Here is a 19,888-nt window from a genome sequence, read left to right on the forward strand (position 1 = left end):
GGCACGGCCAGTTGGATCAGGCAGAGTTTTGAATAATACGTCCGCTCTCGCAGGAATTCCGTGTCGATGGTCACGTAAGGTTTGGTGCGTGCCAGGTCACAGAATTGCGCCAACTCTTCGGTGGTGGTCAGTGTTTTCATAAAGAGGTGATCTACTTTTTTGTCTTGCTCGTCGCCTAAAGACCAGACCTACGGGGTAAAAGGCGAAATTGCAAACGTACTGTCGGGGAAAGGGTCGATCACTCAGCTTTGAGGGAGGCTGCGAATTCTCGTAGTACCTTAGGGTAGAGCTGATGCTCTTGTTTCAAGACCCGAGCAGCCAGATCTTGGGCTGTATCCCCTTGTTTGATCGCGACTTTGGCCTGACCCAGAATAGGTCCGTCATCCAATTCGGGCGTCACCAGATGCACCGAGCAGCCGTGTTCCGTATCGCCTGCATCCAATGCGCGTTGATGGGTGTTCAAACCTTTGTATTTAGGCAGCAAAGACGGATGAATGTTCAGCATTCGGCCGTCCCAGCCCTTAACAAATTCGGCCCCCAAAATGCGCATGAATCCTGCCAGGCAGACGATATCGACGTCTGAATCGCGCAGCTCTTTATCGATCGCGGCTTCAAATCCGGCGCGGTCGCCTTTGAAGTCGCGGTGATCGATGACCTTGGTCGCAACACCTTGCGCCGCAGCCTTAGCCAAACCGCCTGCATCGGGATCATTGGCCAAGACAAGCACAGGATGCGCTGCGTGGCCCGGTTGCGCCATATCTTCCAGCAGGCGCACCATGTTCGAGCCGCCTCCGGAAATCAAAATGGCGACGCGCTGGCTCAAAGAAGGCTGCCTTTGTAGCGCATGGTGCCCTCAGCGGTGACTGTCCCAAGCGTGACTGGCATCTCGCCGCATTCGGCCAGCGCTTCTTGGACAGATGTCAATTGATCCGGTGCCACGGCCAGGATCATGCCTACACCGCAGTTGAATGTCTTGAGCATCTCGGCCTCGGACATGCCGCCTGTTTTGGCAAGCCATTGGAAGACGCCGGGCAATGTCCAAGACGACAGGTCGATTTCCGCGCCCAACCCTACGGGCAGCACGCGCGGCAGGTTTTCGGTGAGGCCACCGCCCGTGATATGCGCCAGCGCGTGGACGCCGCCATTGCGGATCGCAGACAGCGCTGGTTTGACGTAAAGCTTTGTGGGCTTGAGCAAGGACGCGCCTAGCGTGCCCTCTTCCCATGGACACTCAGAGTCCCAGGTCAGGCCCGAGACCTCGACGAGCTTGCGCACCAGAGAGTAGCCGTTGGAGTGCACGCCGTTAGAGGCAAGCCCCAGAAGGATGTCCCCCTCGGCCACATTCGCGGGCAGATCTGTGCCACGCTCCATCGCGCCGACAGAGAATCCGGCCAGATCGAAATCGCCGTCTTCATACATGCCTGGCATCTCTGCGGTTTCTCCGCCGATCAAGGCGCATCCGCTGTCAACGCAGCCCTGCGCGATGCCTTCGATGACGCGTGCAGCAGAGTCTGTGTCCAGTTTGCCTGTCGCGAAATAATCCAAGAAAAACAGTGGCTCAGCACCCTGACACACCAGATCGTTCACACACATCGCAACAAGATCGATGCCGACTGTGTCCATATACCCCGTGTCGATCGCAATGCGCAGTTTGGTGCCAACACCATCGGTTGCGGCCACCAAAATCGGGTCGCTATAGCCTGCGTCTTTCAGATCGAACAAGGCGCCAAATCCGCCAAGCCCCGCCATTACGCCTGAACGTTTGGTCCGCTTCGCGGCTGGCTTGATGCGCTCCACCAGATCATTGCCAGCGTCAATATCAACGCCTGCATCCGCGTAGGTGATGCCGTTTTTGCCGGTGGTCATGGATGGCCCCTTTGATCGAAATGATGCTTTCGCGTCCAGTAAATCAAACTGGGTTGGCTCGCAAGGCACCAGCGAAGAAATGCGACATCAAAACAATTGCGGTTTGCCTGCATTGCGCAATCAGGTATCGATACGCCAAAGAGTTAACCAAAGGCAGCAGCGTGTCACTGATCAAACGCATCCAGGCTTGGGACAGCCAAAAACGCACGAAAGCCGGCCAAATGATCGCTGACAATTTCACGGTGGATGCGGCAGAGCGTTTTGTAAGCTGGTACGATCATGGGTTTCTGCGGCGCTTTTGGTCTAACCTTCATCCAATCTCAGAAGGCGTCTATCGCTCCAACTATCCAAACGGCAAACGATTCAAAGAACTGTCTGAACTGGGCATCAAAGTGATTTTGAATCTGAGGGGTGGCGAAGGCACGCCGACGCATATGTTGGAAAAGCATTACTGCCAGCAATATGGCATCGACCTGCATACAATTAACCTGAACGCGCGCTACGCCCCTGACGCGAAAGAGCTTTTGCGACTGCTTGACCTGTTTGACAGCGTTCAGCGCCCTTTCCTGATGCACTGTAAATCCGGTGCAGATCGTGCAGGATTGGCCAGTTCGCTTTATCTCATCCACGTAGAGGGCAAAGGTATGGCCGAGGCAAAGAAGATGCTGTCTTTACGGTTTCTTCATGTGAACGACCGCAAAACTGGGATCATGGGGCATTTGTTGCGGGCTTTTGAGGCCGCCAATGCGGCGCGCGGGATATCGCTGCGGGATTGGATCGCAACGGAATATGACGCCGAGGCGGAACAAAAGGCATTTGAGGCTTCGCGCAAAAACTAGCGGCAAAAACTAGGAACAGAGGTTTCGACCCTCTTGACCTCAAAGTGCAGTATGATAGCCACAAAGGCACAAGGTAGGGCCTGTAGCTCAATTGGTTAGAGCAGAGCGCTCATAACGCTTTGGTTGCGGGTTCAAGTCCTGCCGGGCCTACCAAAATTCAGCAAAATCAAATAAATAAGCGCCACTTTAAAAGTGACGCTTTGACTTTATCCCAGGGCGTATCCAGCTCCGCGGACCGTGCGCAACGGGTCATCGCCCCCATGAACACAAAGCGCTTTGCGCAATCGACCGACGTGGACATCTACCGTCCGGCTGTCGACATAGATGTCCCTGCCCCAGACGCGATCCAGCAATTGTTCACGGCTCCAGACCCGGCCGGGCTTTTCCATGAATGTGGACAGCAAGCGAAACTCTGTTGGGCCAAGCTTGAGCTGGTTGGAATCGCGGGTCACACGATGGGTTTCGCTGTCCAGAATGATGTCTTCATATTCCAGACGCTGACCAACCGAGGCCGGACGCACGCGACGCAGCTGATTGCGCACGCGCGCCATCAATTCCAGCACCGAATATGGCTTAACCACATAGTCATCCGCGCCGGTCTCAAGGCCGCGGACACGGTCTACCTCTTCTGCGCGGGCAGACAGCATGATGACCGGAATCGCGCGGGTTTGCGATTTCGTTTTCAGGCGGCGACAAATCTCGATTCCTGAAATGCCGGGAAGCATCCAGTCCAGAACGATGATGTCAGGGTTTTCCTCGTCCACCAGCAGCATGGCTTCATCGCCATCAGCGGCAACCGCCACATCGAAGCCTTCGGAGCGCAGGTTATAGGCCAGAACTTCGCGTTGCGCGGGTTCATCTTCTACCAAAAGTACCTTTGGGTGATCTTTAGACATAACTCAACCTAGGTGTCAGCGCCATCTGCCGCGTCATCCGCCTCAAGCAGGCTGGATTTGGGGCGGCTATCCTCTGGCATTTTGCCGGTGACCAGATAGATCACCTGCTCGGCGATGTTGGTCACATGGTCGCCCATGCGCTCGGTGTTCTTGGCGATGAAATGCAAGTGCATACAAGGTGTTATGTGACGCGGATCTTCCATCATGAAGGTCAGGAATTCGCGGAACAATGCGTTGTACATCTGGTCGATGTCGTTGTCGCGTTCCAGGATTTCTTGCGCCAACTCGACGTCGCGCTGAATATAGGCATCCAGCGTGTCTTTCAGCATCATCTGAACTTCGCGCGCCATGCGACCCAGCGCGCGGCGTGATCCTTCGACGGGCGCCATGTGCACCAAAACGGTATTCCGCTTCGCGAGGTTCTTGGCGTAGTCGCCGATGCGCTCGAGGTTGCCGGAAATTTTGATCACGGACAGGATCAGACGCAGATCCCGCGCTGTTGGCGAGCGCAGGGCGATGACGCGCGCTGCTTCGTCGTTGATCAACTCTTCCAGAGCGTCAATCGCGGCGTCACGTTCGTGAACCTGCTGTGACAGTTCCTCGTCACGCTTAATCAGGGCCTGAGATGCATCAAGGATGGCCTCCTCTACCAGGCCGCCCATCTTCATGATGTGGGCCTGAATGCCTTCGAGGTCGCGGTCAAAAGAGCTTACAATATGGAGATCTTCGGTCATGGTTTATTACCCGATCCGACCCGTGATGTAGCTTTCAGTGCGCTCATCAGACGGGTTCGTAAAAATGGTGGACGTGTCGTCGAACTCGACCAAATTGCCGAGGTGGAAAAAGGCTGTTTTCTGGGAAACTCGGGCTGCCTGCTGCATCGAGTGGGTCACGATGACAACCGAATAGCTGGTGCGCAGTTCGTCGATCAGCTCTTCAACCTGTGCCGTTGCAATAGGGTCAAGCGCGGAACATGGCTCGTCCATCAGCAGAACTTCAGGCTCTGTCGCGACGGCGCGTGCGATGCACAAACGCTGTTGCTGGCCGCCTGACAAACCCGTGCCAGGTGCATGAAGTCTATCTTTAACTTCGTCCCATATCGCTCCACGGCGCAAGGATTTTTCGACGATCTCGTCCAGGTCCGCTTTGGTGTTGGCCAACCCGTGGATACGCGGGCCATAGGCGATATTGTCATAAATCGACTTGGGGAATGGGTTTGGCTTTTGGAACACCATTCCGACCTTTGCGCGCAGCTGCACCGGGTCAACCTTTGGATCATAGATGTCTTCGCCATCCAAAAGGATCTTGCCCGTCACACGGCAGATGTCGATCGTGTCGTTCATCCGGTTGAGTGTACGCAAGAACGTTGATTTACCGCAGCCTGACGGCCCGATGAAAGCCGTGACTTTCTTGTCTTCGATCTCGACGGAAACGTCTTTGATGGCGTGGGTGTCACCGTAATATACCTGAACCCCAGAGGCTGAGAACTTGATGCTTTTCTGGTCCACGGCGGTCTCCAAATTTGGTGCGTCGTACATGATACTAAAGTCCTTCTGCCGTTTTACCAGCGGCGTTCGAAGCGGCGGCGCAGGATGACCGCGATGATATTCATTGTCAGCAAGAAGACGAGCAGCACAATGATGCCGCCCCAGGCTTTTTCGTAAAAGCCAACGTCAGCGCGTGCAGCCCAAGTATAGATCTGTGCAGGCATGGCCGAGTTCGGCTCGGTGAACCCAGCGATAAAGCCGTCTGGGTAGCCGCGGGCCACAAAGCCAACCATCCCGATCAGCAGAAGCGGCGCGGTTTCACCCAAGGCTTGTGCAAGACCGATGATTGTGCCGGTCAGAATGCCTGGCATCGCCAGAGGCAGCACATGGTGGAACACGGCCTGCATCTTTGAGGCCCCGACGCCCAATGCGGCATCCCGGATCGACGGAGGGACCGCCTTAAGCGAAGCGCGTGTCGAGATGATGATTGTTGGCAGGGTCATCAGCGTCAGCACAAGGCCACCCACGATGGGTGCGGACTGTGGCAGGTGCATGAACTGAATGAACACGGCCAGACCAAGGATACCAAACACAATCGAGGGAACCGCAGCGAGGTTCGAGATATTCACTTCGATCAAATCCGTGATGCGGTTTTGCGGCGCGAATTCTTCCAGATAGATCGAGGCGGCGACGCCAATTGGCAGTGACAGGAACAGAACCACCATCATCATAAAGAACGAGCCCACAACAGAGGCCCCGATCCCTGCCCCGCCTGGGTTGTCCACGCCCGAGTCAGCACCCGTGATGAAGTTCCAGTTAAACACCTGACGCACGATATTTGCGTCAGTCAACAGATCAACCAGATCCAAGTCGGTCTTGACGAGGAAACGGCTGTCTTCCATGTTCTCGCGGGTCACGCGGCCTTTCAGATAGCCATCAACACGAGACGAGGTCGCCAGTTCGAATTCAACCGGAACGCCAAGCTTGTCCTGATTTTCCCGATAGAACGCGCGGATGGTGCCGCCGGTTTTACCCAGGATACGCTCCATGCCCTTGGCGTCGAGAGTTGCCTCGATGCCCTGCGCTGTCAGGTTTTCCACCAAGGCCGCGTTGAAGTATCCCTCATAGGCTTTGGTTTTGAACAGCTGGCCTTCGGCGTCTTCAAACTGCTCGAGGGTCAGAACAAAGTCGACTTTCACGACGGCCTGCGTGAAGGCCGGCAAGCCAGAGCGCACGATAGAGACCGCGAGCAGCACCAGGAAAAACAGGCCAATGCCGATTGCGCCCATGCCATAGTATTTGAACCGCTTTTCGGCGGCGTTTCTTTTGCGGGTACGCTTGTCGACGTCGTATAGCGACGATGTCGTCTTTGGCACTGCGCCGGGTTCGATGGATGTGTCAGTCATTAGTCATACTGCTCCCGGTATTTGCGCACGATATACAGCGCGAGGACGTTCAGGCCGAGCGTTAGAACAAAAAGGGACATGCCCAATGCAAAGGCGACCAGTGCTTCGGGCGAGGCAAAGTCGCTGTCGCCTGTCAGCTGGGATACGATCTTTGCAGTCACGGTTGTCATCGCTTCAAATGGATTGAGGCTCAGTCGCGCGGCGGCGCCGGCCCCAAGTACAACGATCATCGTCTCACCGATGGCACGCGATGCGGCCAGCAGTATCGCACCTACGATGCCGGGCAAAGCAGCTGGAATAACCACTTGGCGGATGGTTTCTGATTGGGTTGCGCCCAACCCATAGGATCCATCACGCATCGCCTGTGGCACGGCGTTGATAATGTCGTCAGACAGCGACGAGACGAACGGGATCAGCATGATGCCCATAACGATACCGGCTGTCACAACCGCACGACCGCCGTCTTGCCACGCAACTCCCAACGCGCCGCCCTCGCCAAAGACGCTGACCAGCAATGGGCCAACTGTTAGAAGGGCAAAAAGACCGTAAACGATTGTCGGAATACCCGCGAGGATTTCCAGCATCGGTTTCGCGAACGCGCGCACTGCGGGTGGTGCATATTCAGACAGATAGATCGCAGACAGCAGACCAATTGGAATGGCCACCGCAAGCGCGACGATCGAGATATAGATTGTACCCCAAAGCAGTGGCAGAACACCCAGGGACGAAGACCCACCACGTCCCGAGAAACTTGGAGCCCAGTCGACGCCAAAGAAAAAGTCCATGGCGGGATAAAGCTTGAAGAACTCGACCGTGTTGAAAACAAGGGAAAAGACGATCCCGATGGTCGTCAGGATGGCGATCGAAGCGGCCGCGATCAGGATCGCCAGCACACCCTGCTCCACCACATTGCGGGCGCGGAACTGAGGGTTGGTTTCGACATAGCTCCACACAAGACCGGCAAGTGCCGCGAGCAGGACCACAACAGTCATCAGGATCCCGCCAATTGAGGCCAAGACATTGTACTGTTGGGCGGCCTGTACAAGTGTCACCGTCAAGTCAGAGGTTACAATTTGGCCTGCGTCCTTAAGACGTTGGCTGAAATCAACGAAATCTGCGCGACCATCTTGCGCCATCTCTGGCGTCATGGTGCCAGCAGCGACCGCATTGCGGATACCTTCTGCCGTCCGCGCGACTTCGGACATCACCAGACCAATATTAGAGCCCTCTTTAATTTCAGAGGCAGGGATTGTCGCAGCAATCGAGCGATCAATCACAAAAGGCTGCACCAGCAGCCACAGAAACAAAATTCCAAACGCAGGAACCAGAATCTTTAAGGCGCCATTGGCGCCATAATACGTCGGGAGCGAGTGAAGTTCGCTGATTTCCCCTTCGACACTCGAAAGAGCCTTTGAGCGAACGACCATATAGCCGAGAGCTGCAAGAACCAGAACAAGTGCAGCGAGCCAGATGAAAGGCATGCGTCCCCCGAATTTTGGAAAGCTAGACAGGTAAAAGGGGCGGCGTAACAACCGCCCCTCTCAATTTCCCCTGAAGGGGTATTACATTGCGCCTTCGTCTGCAACATTGGCTTGAGTTGCCGCCAGCTCAGGGTCGGAAACCAGGCCGTAGTTAGCCAGTGGGCCGGATGGGCCTGCCAGCTCGTCAGATACGAAGAACTGAGCGTATTCTTTCAGACCAGGAACAACACCGATGTGTGCTTTCTTGATGTAGAAGTACAGCGGACGAGATACTGGGTACTCGGCAGATGCGATGGTTTCTGTGGAAGGTGCAACACCCGCCATTGTCGCAACTTTCAGCTTGTCTGTGTTGTTCTCGTAGAACGCCAGACCGAATACGCCGATGCCGTTTGCGTTTGCGTCGATGGATGCGAGGGTCTCGGTGTAGTCACCGTCGATGTCAACCGCGCGACCGTCGGACATAACTTCCAGACATGCATCTTCTGCATCGTCCTCAGACATGCCAGCTGCCATCATTGCGTCGAATGCGCCAGTTGCTTCACAGCCAGCTGCAACAACTTTTTCTTCGAAAACTTCACGGGTGCCGTGCTTGGTGCCTGGGATGAACGCCAGGATGTCTTCGGAAGGCAGGTCAGCGTTGAAGTCAGACCACTGCTTGTGTGGGTTGTCGACCAGCTCGCCGTCTACCATTACTTTTGGCGCCAGAGCGTTAAAGATGTCAGACTGAGTGAAAGCAGTGAACGCTGGGCCGTCTTTTTGGGACGCGAACACAATGCCATCATAGCCGATGCGAACTTCGATGATCTCGGTTACGCCGTTTTCGGCACAAGCTTTGATCTCTTTGTCGCGGATTTTACGGGAAGCGTTTGCAACGTCGGTGTGCTCTGTGCCTACACCTTGGCAGAAACGCTTAAGGCCTGCGGAAGAACCGCCGGACTCAACAACTGGGGTTGGGAAGTCGGTGTTTTCGCCGAATGCCGCAGCAACGATGGAAGCGTAAGGCAGAACGGTCGAAGAACCAGCAACTTGAACTTGATCACGTGCTGCAGCGGAAGTGGCAGCGACGGCAGCGATCGCAACAGCGGACGCGGTCAGTTTAACGGACATTTGATAACTCCTGATTAGGGAAGCTCGTTTAGTAAGCAACCTGAGCGCCGAATTAGGTTCGCTCGGCTAAGCTTTTGTGACGGCTGTGTAACAGTTTTATGAAGCTGGTAGAGTTTTCCTCTACAAATCCGCATAGGTTGTTAATTTTTGGGAAGGATCACGGAAAACGTGCTGCCTCGGCCCAGGTCACTGTCGATTTTCAGTCGTCCGCGGTGGCGATTCACGATGTGTTTGACGATGGCCAGCCCCAAACCGGTGCCGCCCATCTCGCGCGATCTATGTGAGTCGATCCGGTAAAACCGTTCCGTCAGCCGAGGGATATGCAATGGGTCAATCCCCTGCCCGTTGTCTGTCACATCAATACGCACGGCAGGCCGCCGCAGAAACAGATCGCGTTCGACGGTTTTAAAACCAATCGACACCTCGCCCCCTGATCCACCATATTTTACAGCATTTTCGACCAGGTTGGTAAACACCTGCAAAAGCTGATCGGGATCGCCAAGCACAGTCAGATCGGCCCCGCTGTCTAGACCGTGCAATGTGATTGTGACGTTCTGAGCCTTTGCAACCTCGCTTAGATTGCGGGCAACTGTCCTGACAATGTCAGACACGTCCAGTTCATTTGTCGGCCGCAGCCGCGCCTCTTCTTCGACGCGACTCAGGGACAAAAGATCCCCGACAAGGCGATTCATCCGGCTGGCCTCGGCGCCCATGATGGTCAAAAACCGTTCTTGCGCCGCTGTGTCGTTGCGCGCAGGCCCCTGCAGCGTTTCGATGAAGCCAAGCAAGGCCGTCAGAGGCGTCTTAAGTTCATGACTCACGTTCGCAACGAAATCTCTGCGAATCTCGCCGGCCTGTTCGACCTCTGTGACATCACGAAAACACGCCAGAACGCCCTTGGTACTTTCAAGATCGACATAAGAGCACGTCACATCATACCGAATCTCATGCCCGCCATCGGAATGCAGATAGACCGTCGTCTGGGTTTGCTTGGTTCGAATGCACTCTTCAAATGCGGTGCTGAACCCGGGTTGGCGAAACACCAAAATGAACGCGCGCCGATCCCCGGCATTGGGCTGCAGGCGTATGGCCTGTTCATTTCCGCCCAGCAGACGGGCATCTGTTCCAATGAAAACAGCGGGCAATGGGATGGCTTCGAGAAGAGACTGAATCATGACACTACTGTGCTGTTGAACGGAACGTCGAATTTTGCGCCAACGTTTCGGAACACGCCCAGAATGTAAAGTCTTCTGTCCAAGACCTAGAGTTTGACCAATCCGTCGCGGAACCGGCGCATGTTGCGTTGATAGTTTAGGGCTGAGGCCTTAAGCCCCTCGATCCCCTCGGCATCCAACTCGCGCACCACCTTGCCCGGAGATCCCATCACAAGGGAGCCGTCAGGAATGGTTTTGTTCTCTGTTATCAGAGCATTGGCCCCGATCAGACAGTTTTTACCAATCTTCGCACCGTTCAGAATAACCGCGCCCATGCCGATCAGACTGTTGTCACCAATAGTACAGCCATGCAGCAGGGCCTTGTGACCGATGGTGCACCCCTCGCCCACAACCAGCGGATAGCCCATGTCGGTGTGCATGATCGTGTTTTCCTGCACGTTAGACCCCGCACCTATAACGATCTCTTCGTTGTCGCCCCGCAAAGTTGCACCAAACCAGACAGACGCGCCTGCGTGAATGGTGATCTTGCCAATGATATTGGCGTCCGCAGCAACCCAACTGTCCTCTGCGATTGTCGGTGAAATTCCATCAAGACTGTAAAGTGTCATTGGCTGTCTCCGAACTCTTGTTGCAGGTCACGCACGTGATCGACCAATTGTGGCTGCTGCAAACGGCGCAGGCGTGTGGCCGTAAGGATGCTTTTCAGATCGGCTTCGGTGGCGTCCAGATCATCGTTGATCAGCACATAGTCATAGCTGCCCCAATGACTGATTTCGTCCCAGCTTTTCTGCATGCGCTTCGCGATGACCTCGTCACTGTCCTGCGCGCGGGTTTCCAGACGGCGGCGCAGCTCTTTGATCGACGGGGGCAGGATAAAGATCGACAGCGTGTGCTGACCAAGAGCGGAATTTCGGATCTGCTGGGCACCCTGCCAGTCGATATCAAACAAAACATCGCGGCCGGCCTCGATAGCCTCTTGCACTGGCCCTTTAGGTGATCCGTAGAAATTGCCAAACACATGCGCGTGCTCAAGCATGCCCTCGTTGGCGACCTGTGTTTTAAAGTCAGCTTCGGACATGAAATAGTAATCGCTGGCGTCCACTTCGCCAGGCCGTGGAGTGCGTGTGGTTGCTGAAACCGAAAATACGATGGACGGATCCCAAGCCCGCAACCGTTTGGAGAGCGTCGATTTTCCCGCGCCCGAGGGTGAGGACAGAATGATCAGTTGGCCGCGTCGGTTGCTCATGTCTTACTCCACATTCTGCACTTGTTCGCGCATTTGATCGATCACGGTCTTCAGATCCAGCCCCAGTGTCGTCAGGTCGACGTTCTGCGCTTTTGAACAGAGCGTATTGGCCTCGCGATTGAATTCCTGCATCAAGAAATCAAGCTTACGCCCGATCGGGCTGCCTTTGGCGATCAGGCCACGTGCGGCATCTACATGGGCTTTCAGCCGGTCAATCTCTTCGGTGACGTCACTTTTCACAACCAACGTTGCCAGCTCTTGCGCCAAACGCGCTTCATCAACACCGTCGGCGTTATCCAGAACACGGGCCAGATTTGCCTTTAGCGTGTCCTTCATCTCGTCTTTACGCGCCTCAGCAACCATTGCCGACTTTTCGGTCAACTCAGAAATCTCGGAAATTTGATTTTCCAATATATCTGAAAGGCTTGCGCCTTCTGTTTGACGCATCAATTTAAAATCGTCGACAAGCGCTGGTAGCGATTTCAACAAGTCTTGCGTCAGTTGTTTTACATCTTTTTCCTGAGACGATGCCTCAAAAACGCCCCGCAACCCAATGATATCGCTCGCTTTTGAGGGCGCCAAAGAAATGCCGCGCGCCATCGCCTGTTCTTCGATCATTTCCAGCGCCGTCAGCACATCTGTCAGATGGGCTTCATTCAACGAAAAGGCGGATCCCTCGTCCACCGCCTGAATGCGCAGGCCCACAGACACGGAACCGCGGCTGAGCGATTTGGTCAGAACGGCCCGAATGCCTGCTTCTAGACCTTCGATCCAATCGGGAACACGAATGCGGATATCCAGACCTTTGGCGTTCACGCCACGCATTTCCCAGGTCCATTCAAAGCCCTGTCCCGCCCCGCTGGCGCTGGCGTATCCGGTCATTGAATTCAACATTACGAGGCCTTTCCACTTTGGTATGACGCATTTAGCGCGATGCTGTCATATGCTTCAACGCCATTGTGCGGTGAAGAGTCAAAAAGGGCGGCCGCATCACGACCGCCCTTTTGAAATCTATGCGATAAAGCTTAAACCGCTTGTTTGGCCGCAGCCCCATCACGCATGTTGGACAGCTCTTCGGCCACCAAGAACGCGAGTTCCAGCGATTGGCTGGCATTCAGACGTGGGTCACAGGCTGTGTGATAGCGTGATCCCAAATCCTCATCGGTCACTTCACGCAGGCCGCCTGTACATTCGGTCACGTCCTGTCCGGTCATTTCAAAGTGAACGCCGCCAGGAATTGTGCCTTCTGCGCCGTGGACGGCAAAGAATTCACGCACTTCGCGCAGAACGCTGTCAAATGGGCGGGTTTTATAGCCCGTCGCCGATTTGATCGTGTTGCCGTGCATTGGGTCACAAGACCAGACAACATTCGCGCCCTCTTCTTTCACAGCTTTGATAAGCCGTGGAAGATGGTCACCAACCGTGCCTGCACCAAAGCGCGCGATCAGGGTCAGCCGGCCCGCTTCGTTTTCCGGGTTTAGCTTTTGCATCAGAACCTTAAGGTCTTCGGCGGTGGTGGTCGGACCACATTTGAGACCAATCGGGTTTTGCACGCCACGCAGGAACTCGACATGAGCACCATCAGGCTGACGTGTGCGGTCGCCAATCCAAAGCATGTGACCAGAGCCAGCCAGCCAGTTTCCGGACGTGGAATCCAAACGTGTCAGCGCCTCTTCATACTCCAGCAACAAACCTTCGTGGCTGGTGTAGAAGTCAACGGAATGCAGTGTGTGCTCGTTGTCGCTGTCGATGCCAGCCGCTTTCATGAAGTCCAGCGCATCAGAAATACGGTTGGCCAGGTTGCGATATTTTTGTGCTTCTTCAGAGGCGGTAAAGCCCAGTGTCCACGCGTGCACCTGATGCATATCCGCATATCCACCTTGTGAAAACGCGCGCAACAGGTTCAGCGTTGCAGCCGCCTGTGTGTAGGCCTGCAGCATCTTCTTAGGGTCAGGGATCCGCGCATCCGAAGTGAAATCCAGCTCGTTGATGATGTCACCACGATAGCTTGGCAGCTCGACGCCATCCACGGTCTCGGTTGGTGCAGACCGCGGTTTCGCGAACTGACCCGCCATACGGCCGACCTTAATCACAGGAACCTTGGCGCCAAATGTCAGCACCATCGCCATCTGCAACATGACTTTGAATGTGTCGCGGATATGATCCGCTGAAAACTGTGCAAAGCTTTCGGCACAGTCGCCGCCTTGCAGCAAAAAGGCCTCGCCGCGAGACGCGGCTGCCAGCTTGGCTTTCAGGCTACGCGCCTCACCGGCAAAGACCAGCGGCGGATAGCTTGTGAGCTGTGCTTCTACAGAAGTCAGCGCAGATGCGTCCGTATACTCAGGCATCTGAACACGAGGCTTGTTACGCCAGTCAGATTTTTGCCAATTCGCCATTGTCCTTACTCCGGAATCTCAAAATGTTAGCGCCACAGCTATACTGCGTCACAGCATTAAGCGCCATAGGTCAATTATCTCTCTTGACGGGCGCGGCCCTCCTGCATCAAGTGTGTTAATCTTCCAGAGTACCCCGAGATGGTGAGTCCTTTTTATGTCGTCTCTTCTACCAACCATGAATGTGACCCGTAACGGCAGCAAACCGCGGCGGTTTGTGTTCGTTTTGCTGAATGATTTCACTATGTTGTGTTTCAGTGCAGCGGTAGAAAGCCTGCGGATTGCCAATCGCATGGCAGGTCAGGAGCTCTATGAATGGATATTGGCCTCTGAAGATGGCGAGCCTGTCACCTGTTCTGCGGGCGCGACCTTTACCGTGGATATGGCGCTTGAGCCTGTTCAGCGCGATGACACCATCTTTTTGTGTGGCGGCGTAAACATTCAGCAATCCACCACGCCTAAAGTGTTGAATTGGTTGCGTCGGGAATCACGCAAGGGTCCAACGGTTGGTGGACTTTGTACGGCCGGATATACTTTGGCGCGCGCGGGGCTGCTTGAGGATCGACAGGCGACCATCCATTGGGAAAACCAAGACGGGTTCACCGAAGAATTCGAGAACATCGAACTGACCAAATCGGTTTTTGTGATTGATCGCAATCGCATAACAACTGCGGGTGGGACAGCTTCGATCGACCTGATGCTCAAGCTGATTGCCGAGGACTATGACGAAGATCTGGCCAATGCGGTCGCAGATCAGCTGATCTATTCGTCCATCCGTACCGACCAGGATACGCAGCGTCTTTCAGTTCCATCCCGCATTGGCGTGCGCCACCCGAAATTGTCCATCGTCATTCAGATGATGGAGAACAACATCGAAGATCCGATCAGCCCATCGATCCTTGCGCAAGATGTGGGGATGTCGACCCGGCAGTTGGAACGGCTGTTCCGCCGCTATCTCAATCGGTCGCCCAAACGGTATTATATGGAATTGCGTCTGCAAAAGGCCCGCAACCTGCTGATGCAGACCGATATGAGCGTTATCAACGTTGCATTGGCCTGTGGCTTTGCTTCGCCCAGCCATTTCTCAAAATGCTATCGATCGCATTATAACACCACGCCCTACCGCGAACGTGGATCCCTATCGGGCCGCCTGTCGATCTAGCGAGCAAGCCGATAGATCGCATTGCGATCCTCGGAAATGAACCAGATGCTGCCGTCAGGCCCTTCTGCCACGTCGCGCACGCGTCGGGTTTCGCTCAGTTCGATCTGTTGCACTTCGCGCAGCGGACTGCCGCTAAGACGCGAGATATAGTCAAACTTCAAAGAGCCGACAAAGACGTCGCCTTGCCATTCAGGGAACATCGCGCCCTCATAGACCATCAGGCCCGATGGTGCGATTGAGGGATCCCAAAAGAACTCTGGCTGCTCCATTCCGTCTTTGGTTGTTCCTTCGCCGATCGAACGTCCCGAGTAGTGCACGCCATAGGAAATCACCGGCCATCCATAGTTGTTGCCGCGCGCGACCAGATTAACCTCATCGCCGCCTTTGGCCCCATGCTCGACGGCCCAAACGGTGCCAGACTCGGAAATGTCCAAGCCCTGCGGGTTGCGGTGGCCGTAACTCCAGATCTCCGGTGTGGGGCCAGAGGTAAATGGGTTGTCACTTGGGATGCTGCCATCTCGGTTGATCCGCACGATACTGCCGTTGTGGTTGGACAGATCCTGAGCCGAGGGACGATCCCCCCGATCACCGAGTGTAATAAACAAAGTGCCATCAGCAGCTTCGGCAATCCGGCTGCCGAAATGGCGTCCGCCCTGCGATCCCTCTGCCATCTCAAAGACCACGCGCACATTTTCCAACCGAGCGTTTTCGGTGTCCAGCCGCGCCACTGCCGCTGCGGTGCCAGACCCCGACGCCTGCTTGGCCACAAAGGTAAAGAAGATCTCTTGGCTGCTCTCAAAGTCTTTCGCGACGGTCACATCCAACAATCCGCCCTGCCCGTCGACATGGATATTGGGCAGTCCCGACAGACGCGTCAGCCGACTGCCGTCTGAGACATACATGCGCCCGCGTTTTTCTGTGATGACCAGATTCCCATCCGGCAGAAAATCAAACCCCCACGCACCTTTCAGCCCTTTGTATTGGCGCGTGACGTCAAGGAAACCTCCGCCAGATTGTGCTGACAATGCCGCAGGAAAAGCACTAAATGTAGCAAAGGCTAAAGCCAGAACCAGAATGGACATCCAGCGGGAAATTTCTGGTCGTTGTTGGTGGCTCATGGGCTTGGCTCCTTAAAAAGCACGGGTTTTACATCATACATGTAGTAGGTCTTTGACCCGAAAGCAGGGATTTCCCTCACAGTTCTTCCTGTCAGATAGGACAATTTTGGTGAAAATCACTTATTTCCTTTCCCTTCGCGCTCAAAATGAAATTCCACTTCCCATTTAAAAGCAACGTGCGTAACTTCCTGTCCAGTTAAAACTAAGGGAGTGTTAATAATGAAGAAACTGTTAACAGCGACAGCTGCAACGGCTCTGCTTTCCAGCGGTGCGTTTGCAGAAGAGATTAAAATCGGTGTTATCTTGGGCTTCACTGGTCCAATTGAATCGCTGACACCGCACATGGCTGCGGGTGCAGAACTGGCGATGTCCGAAGTTACCGATAGCGGTGCGCTTCTGGGCGGAGCAAAGGTTATGTCTGTACGTGCAGACTCCACCTGTATTGACGCCGGCGCTGCGACTGCGGCTGCTGAACGTCTGATCACCTCTGACGGCGTAAAAGGCATCATGGGCGCGGACTGCTCTGGTGTGACTGGCGCGATCCTGAACAACGTTGCGGTTGCAAACGGTGTTGTCATGATCTCTCCATCTGCGACGTCTCCTGGCCTGAGCCACAACGACAACGAAGACAACGGCCTGTTCTTCCGTACAGCGCCTTCTGACGCACGTCAGGGTGTTGTGATGACTGAAGTTCTGCTGGAAGAAGGCATCAACGAAGTCGCGGTCACCTATACCAACAACGACTATGGTAAAGGTCTGGCGGACAGCTTTGTTGCAGCATTCGAAGCAGCTGGCGGCTCTGTCACCATCTCTGCAGCACACGAAGACGGCAAAGCGGACTACTCTGCTGAAGTTGGCGCGCTGGCATCCGCAGGCGGCGAACGTCTGGTTGTTGCAGGCTACGTTGACCAAGGTGGCGCAGGCATCATCCGTGCAGCTCTGGACACTGGCGCGTTTGACACGTTCCACTTCCCAGACGGCATGATCGGATCTGCACTGCAGGAAAACTTCGGTGACGAAATCGAAGGTTCCACCGGTCAGCACCCAGGTACAGACAGCCCAGGTGCTGCGAAGTACACCGAGCTGGCATCCGGCAGCGACTTTGACCCAACCTCTCCTTTCTCTCCAGAGTCTTATGACGCGGCAGCATTGATCATGCTGGCGATGCAGGCGGCAGGTTCTTCGGACCCAGCAGCTTACAAAGAGAAAGTCATGATGGTTGCGAACGCACCAGGCGAGCAGATCTTCCCAGGTGAACTGGCGAAAGGTCTCGAGATCCTGGCAAACGGTGGCGACATCGACTATGTCGGCGCGTCCGCTGTTGAGCTGATCGGCCCAGGTGAATCTGCAGGTAACTACCGTCAGATCGTCATCGAAAACGGCGAGATCACTACGGCGAAATATCGCTAAGATCGTCTGATCTTTTAGTCCTGAACAGCCCGGTTAGTTCCGGGCTGTTCTCTTATTAGCTCGGCCAAATGCGAGGGGTTTCGCAATGATCGTCGTCGAGGACGTACACAAACATTTCGGCGGATTTCACGCCGTAGACGGGGCCACACTGTCTATCGAGACTGGGTCAATCACAGGATTGATCGGTCCGAATGGTGCTGGCAAAACCACCCTATTCAACGTGATTGCAGGGGTTCTGCCCCCCACGGCGGGTCGCGTCACAATGGATGGCGAAGACATCACAGGTCTGCCACCACACACGCTGTTTCACAAAGGTCTGCTACGCACGTTCCAGATCGCACATGAATTCTCGTCGATGACATGTCGCGAAAATCTGATGATGGTGCCTGGTGGCCAGACTGGCGAAACGCTCTGGAACACATGGTTTGGCCGCAAACGGATTGCGGACGAAGAACGCGCGCTGCGCGCTAAGGCCGATGAGGTTCTGGAGTTCCTGACTATCAGCCATATTGCCGATCTGAAGGCCGGACAGGTCTCGGGCGGTCAGAAGAAACTGCTGGAACTTGGGCGCACCATGATGGTGGACGCCAAGATCGTGTTTCTGGACGAAGTGGGCGCCGGCGTGAACCGCACGCTGCTCTATACGATCGCAGATGCGATCAAGCGTCTGAACGAGGAACGCGGCTATACATTCGTTGTGATTGAACACGACATGGAATTCATCGGTCGGCTTTGCGACCCGGTCATCTGTATGGCCGAAGGCAAGGTTCTGGCGCAGGGCACATTGGACGAAATCAAAGCCAATGAGCAAGTGATCGAGGCCTATCTGGGCACCGGTCTGAAGAACAAGGAGGCGGTCGGCGGATGAGCGAACCGTTTTTGATTGGTGACACGATCACCGGAGGATACGGCAACGGGCCCGATATCCTGCATGACTGTACCATTTCGGTAAACCCCGGCGAGATCGCTGTGATTGTGGGTCCGAATGGCGCAGGCAAATCGACAGGAATGAAGGCGCTGTTTGGCATGCTGAACGTGCGCTCGGGAACTGTGAAGCTGGATGGCGAGGACATCACCGCGCTTAGCCCACAGGCCCGCGTTGTTAAGGGCATGGGCTTTGTGCCTCAAACCTCAAATATCTTCACGTCGATGACCGTCGAAGAAAACCTCGAGATGGGCGCGTTCATTCGCACTGACGATATCTCTGAGACGATGGAACAGGTGTATGAGCTGTTCCCGATCCTGCGTGACAAACGCGATCAGGCGGCGGGCGAATTGTCCGGTGGCCAGCGTCAACAGGTGGCCGTGGGCCGCGCATTGATGACGCAGCCAAAGGTTCTGATGCTGGACGAGCCAACCGCTGGTGTCTCGCCTATCGTAATGGACGAACTGTTTGACCGCATCATTGAAGTCAGCCGTACCGGTCTGCCGATCCTGATGGTTGAACAGAACGCCCGTCAGGCGCTTGAAATCGCCGACAAGGGCTATGTCATGGTGCAAGGGCGCAATGCCTATACCGGCACCGGTAAAGAGCTTCTGGCCGACCCAGAAGTCCGTAAATCTTTCTTGGGGGGCTAAGCGATGGATTTCCTCAACGCCATCGTGGCGCTTCTAAACTTTGTTGTGATCCCTGCGACCGCCTATGGCAGTCAGCTGGCGCTTGGCGCGCTTGGGGTGACACTGATCTACGGCATTCTGCGGTTCTCGAACTTTGCCCATGGCGACACCATGGCCTTTGGCGCGATGATCGCTGTGCTTATGACTTTCTGGTTCCAATCTCTCGGCATCAGCTTTGGGCCCCTGCCCACGGCTCTCCTGGCACTGCCGTTCGCGATTTTGGGCTGTATTGCTCTTGTGCTGATCACAGACCGAATGGTCTATCGATTCTATCGCGCTCAAAAGGCGAAACCGGTGATCCTTGTGATCGTCTCGATGGGTGTGATGTTCATCATGAACGGTCTGGTTCGCTTTATTATCGGCCCTGATGACCAGAAATTTGCCGACGGCGAACGTTTCATCATCTCGGTACGTGAATTCAAACAGCTGACAGGCCTGCGCGAAGGTCTGGCGATCAAAACCACGCAGGGTCTGACCGTTGTTGTGGCCGTGATTGCTGTGGTGCTGCTGTTCTGGTTCCTCAACCGCACACGCACCGGTAAATCCATGCGTGCGTATTCTGACAACGAAGATCTGGCGCTGCTGTCGGGCATCAACCCGGAACGCGTTGTTCTGTAGACATGGATGATCGTTGCAGCCCTCGCGACCGTAGCGGGCGTGCTCTATGGTCTGGACAAGACATTCA

The 19,888-nt window shown here is 55.1% G+C and carries 19 protein-coding genes, 1 tRNA gene and 2 pseudogenes; 7 read left to right on the forward strand and 15 right to left on the reverse strand.

Annotated elements, in window-relative coordinates:
- The 3 genes and pseudogenes from ACEQWH_RS08805 to purM form a co-directional block, all read right to left on the reverse strand.
- A pseudogene (locus ACEQWH_RS08805) lies at positions 1-140 on the reverse strand (ribonuclease D); the annotation flags it as partial.
- Between the two features lie 98 nt (positions 141-238).
- Positions 239-823, reverse strand: coding sequence for a phosphoribosylglycinamide formyltransferase (gene purN, locus ACEQWH_RS08810; protein WP_370229865.1), 585 nt, complete (start codon positions 821-823; stop codon positions 239-241).
- Complete coding sequence (gene purM, locus ACEQWH_RS08815; protein ID WP_370229867.1) at positions 820-1,866, reverse strand: phosphoribosylformylglycinamidine cyclo-ligase; 1,047 nt, start codon at positions 1,864-1,866, stop codon at positions 820-822. The genes purN and purM overlap by 4 nt, the downstream gene beginning before the upstream one ends.
- Before the next feature lie 161 nt (positions 1,867-2,027).
- Between purM and ACEQWH_RS08820 the strand changes: the two genes are divergently transcribed.
- Both ACEQWH_RS08820 and ACEQWH_RS08825 read left to right on the forward strand, forming a co-directional pair.
- Positions 2,028-2,705 carry a protein tyrosine phosphatase gene (locus ACEQWH_RS08820; RefSeq protein ID WP_370229870.1) on the forward strand — a complete coding sequence of 226 codons (678 nt, stop codon included), beginning with the start codon at positions 2,028-2,030 and terminating at the stop codon, positions 2,703-2,705.
- A 76-nt stretch (positions 2,706-2,781) separates the two neighbouring features.
- Positions 2,782-2,858 (forward strand) — tRNA-Ile (locus ACEQWH_RS08825).
- Between the two features lie 53 nt (positions 2,859-2,911).
- On the opposite strand, the gene phoB is transcribed toward ACEQWH_RS08825, so the two are convergent.
- From phoB to ACEQWH_RS08880, 11 genes are all read right to left on the reverse strand, one after another.
- Positions 2,912-3,601, reverse strand: coding sequence for a phosphate regulon transcriptional regulator PhoB (gene phoB / locus ACEQWH_RS08830; protein ID WP_370229872.1), 690 nt, complete (start codon positions 3,599-3,601; stop codon positions 2,912-2,914).
- Positions 3,602-3,609: 8 nt separating this feature from the next.
- Entirely contained in the window at positions 3,610-4,335 is a 726-nt protein-coding gene (gene phoU / locus ACEQWH_RS08835; RefSeq protein ID WP_370229875.1) for a phosphate signaling complex protein PhoU, read from the reverse strand.
- Between the two features lie 6 nt (positions 4,336-4,341).
- Complete coding sequence (gene pstB / locus ACEQWH_RS08840; protein WP_370229877.1) at positions 4,342-5,139, reverse strand: phosphate ABC transporter ATP-binding protein PstB; 798 nt, start codon at positions 5,137-5,139, stop codon at positions 4,342-4,344.
- A 23-nt stretch (positions 5,140-5,162) separates the two neighbouring features.
- Positions 5,163-6,494: a phosphate ABC transporter permease PstA gene (gene pstA, locus ACEQWH_RS08845; protein WP_370229879.1), complete on the reverse strand. Its 1,332-nt coding sequence runs from the start codon at positions 6,492-6,494 to the stop codon at positions 5,163-5,165.
- Positions 6,494-7,975, reverse strand: a complete 1,482-nt coding sequence (pstC, locus tag ACEQWH_RS08850; RefSeq protein WP_370229880.1) for a phosphate ABC transporter permease subunit PstC — start codon at positions 7,973-7,975, stop codon at positions 6,494-6,496. The genes pstA and pstC overlap by 1 nt, the downstream gene beginning before the upstream one ends.
- A gap of 81 nt (positions 7,976-8,056) precedes the next feature.
- Positions 8,057-9,082: a substrate-binding domain-containing protein gene (locus ACEQWH_RS08855; protein ID WP_370229883.1), complete on the reverse strand. Its 1,026-nt coding sequence runs from the start codon at positions 9,080-9,082 to the stop codon at positions 8,057-8,059.
- Positions 9,083-9,222: 140 nt separating this feature from the next.
- Positions 9,223-10,257 (reverse strand): ATP-binding protein, encoded by a 1,035-nt coding sequence (locus ACEQWH_RS08860; protein ID WP_370229885.1) that lies wholly within the window; start codon positions 10,255-10,257, stop codon positions 9,223-9,225.
- A gap of 86 nt (positions 10,258-10,343) precedes the next feature.
- A complete protein-coding gene (locus ACEQWH_RS08865; RefSeq protein WP_370229887.1) occupies positions 10,344-10,865 on the reverse strand; it encodes a gamma carbonic anhydrase family protein in 522 nt (173 codons plus the stop codon).
- Entirely contained in the window at positions 10,862-11,503 is a 642-nt protein-coding gene (gene gmk, locus ACEQWH_RS08870; RefSeq protein WP_370229889.1) for a guanylate kinase, read from the reverse strand. The genes ACEQWH_RS08865 and gmk overlap by 4 nt, the downstream gene beginning before the upstream one ends.
- Before the next feature lie 3 nt (positions 11,504-11,506).
- On the reverse strand, positions 11,507-12,385 hold the full coding sequence (locus ACEQWH_RS08875) for a YicC/YloC family endoribonuclease (RefSeq protein WP_372521397.1): 879 nt from the start codon (positions 12,383-12,385) through the stop codon (positions 11,507-11,509).
- A 143-nt stretch (positions 12,386-12,528) separates the two neighbouring features.
- A complete protein-coding gene (locus ACEQWH_RS08880; RefSeq protein WP_370229892.1) occupies positions 12,529-13,899 on the reverse strand; it encodes a class II 3-deoxy-7-phosphoheptulonate synthase in 1,371 nt (456 codons plus the stop codon).
- A 154-nt stretch (positions 13,900-14,053) separates the two neighbouring features.
- On the opposite strand from ACEQWH_RS08880, the gene ACEQWH_RS08885 reads away from it, so the two are divergent.
- Positions 14,054-15,058: a GlxA family transcriptional regulator gene (locus tag ACEQWH_RS08885; protein WP_370229894.1), complete on the forward strand. Its 1,005-nt coding sequence runs from the start codon at positions 14,054-14,056 to the stop codon at positions 15,056-15,058.
- Here the strand turns inward: ACEQWH_RS08885 and ACEQWH_RS08890 are convergent.
- Positions 15,055-16,176: a PQQ-dependent sugar dehydrogenase gene (locus ACEQWH_RS08890; protein ID WP_370229896.1), complete on the reverse strand. Its 1,122-nt coding sequence runs from the start codon at positions 16,174-16,176 to the stop codon at positions 15,055-15,057. The two genes, ACEQWH_RS08885 and ACEQWH_RS08890, sit on opposite strands and share 4 nt — an antisense overlap.
- Before the next feature lie 219 nt (positions 16,177-16,395).
- Between ACEQWH_RS08890 and ACEQWH_RS08895 the strand changes: the two genes are divergently transcribed.
- The 4 genes and pseudogenes from ACEQWH_RS08895 to ACEQWH_RS08910 form a co-directional block, all read left to right on the forward strand.
- Positions 16,396-17,586 (forward strand): ABC transporter substrate-binding protein, encoded by a 1,191-nt coding sequence (locus tag ACEQWH_RS08895; RefSeq protein WP_370229898.1) that lies wholly within the window; start codon positions 16,396-16,398, stop codon positions 17,584-17,586.
- 85 nt (positions 17,587-17,671) lie between these two features.
- On the forward strand, positions 17,672-18,454 hold the full coding sequence (locus tag ACEQWH_RS08900; RefSeq protein WP_370229900.1) for an ABC transporter ATP-binding protein: 783 nt from the start codon (positions 17,672-17,674) through the stop codon (positions 18,452-18,454).
- The gene (locus ACEQWH_RS08905; protein ID WP_370229903.1) at positions 18,451-19,164 is read left to right on the forward strand and encodes an ABC transporter ATP-binding protein; all 714 of its coding nucleotides are present in this window, start codon (positions 18,451-18,453) and stop codon (positions 19,162-19,164) included. The genes ACEQWH_RS08900 and ACEQWH_RS08905 overlap by 4 nt, the downstream gene beginning before the upstream one ends.
- A 3-nt stretch (positions 19,165-19,167) precedes the next feature.
- Positions 19,168-19,888, forward strand: a pseudogene (locus ACEQWH_RS08910) (branched-chain amino acid ABC transporter permease); the annotation flags it as partial.

The sequence above is a fragment of the Cognatishimia sp. genome (genome assembly GCF_964229375.1).
Classification (GTDB): Bacteria; Pseudomonadota; Alphaproteobacteria; order Rhodobacterales; family Rhodobacteraceae; genus Cognatishimia.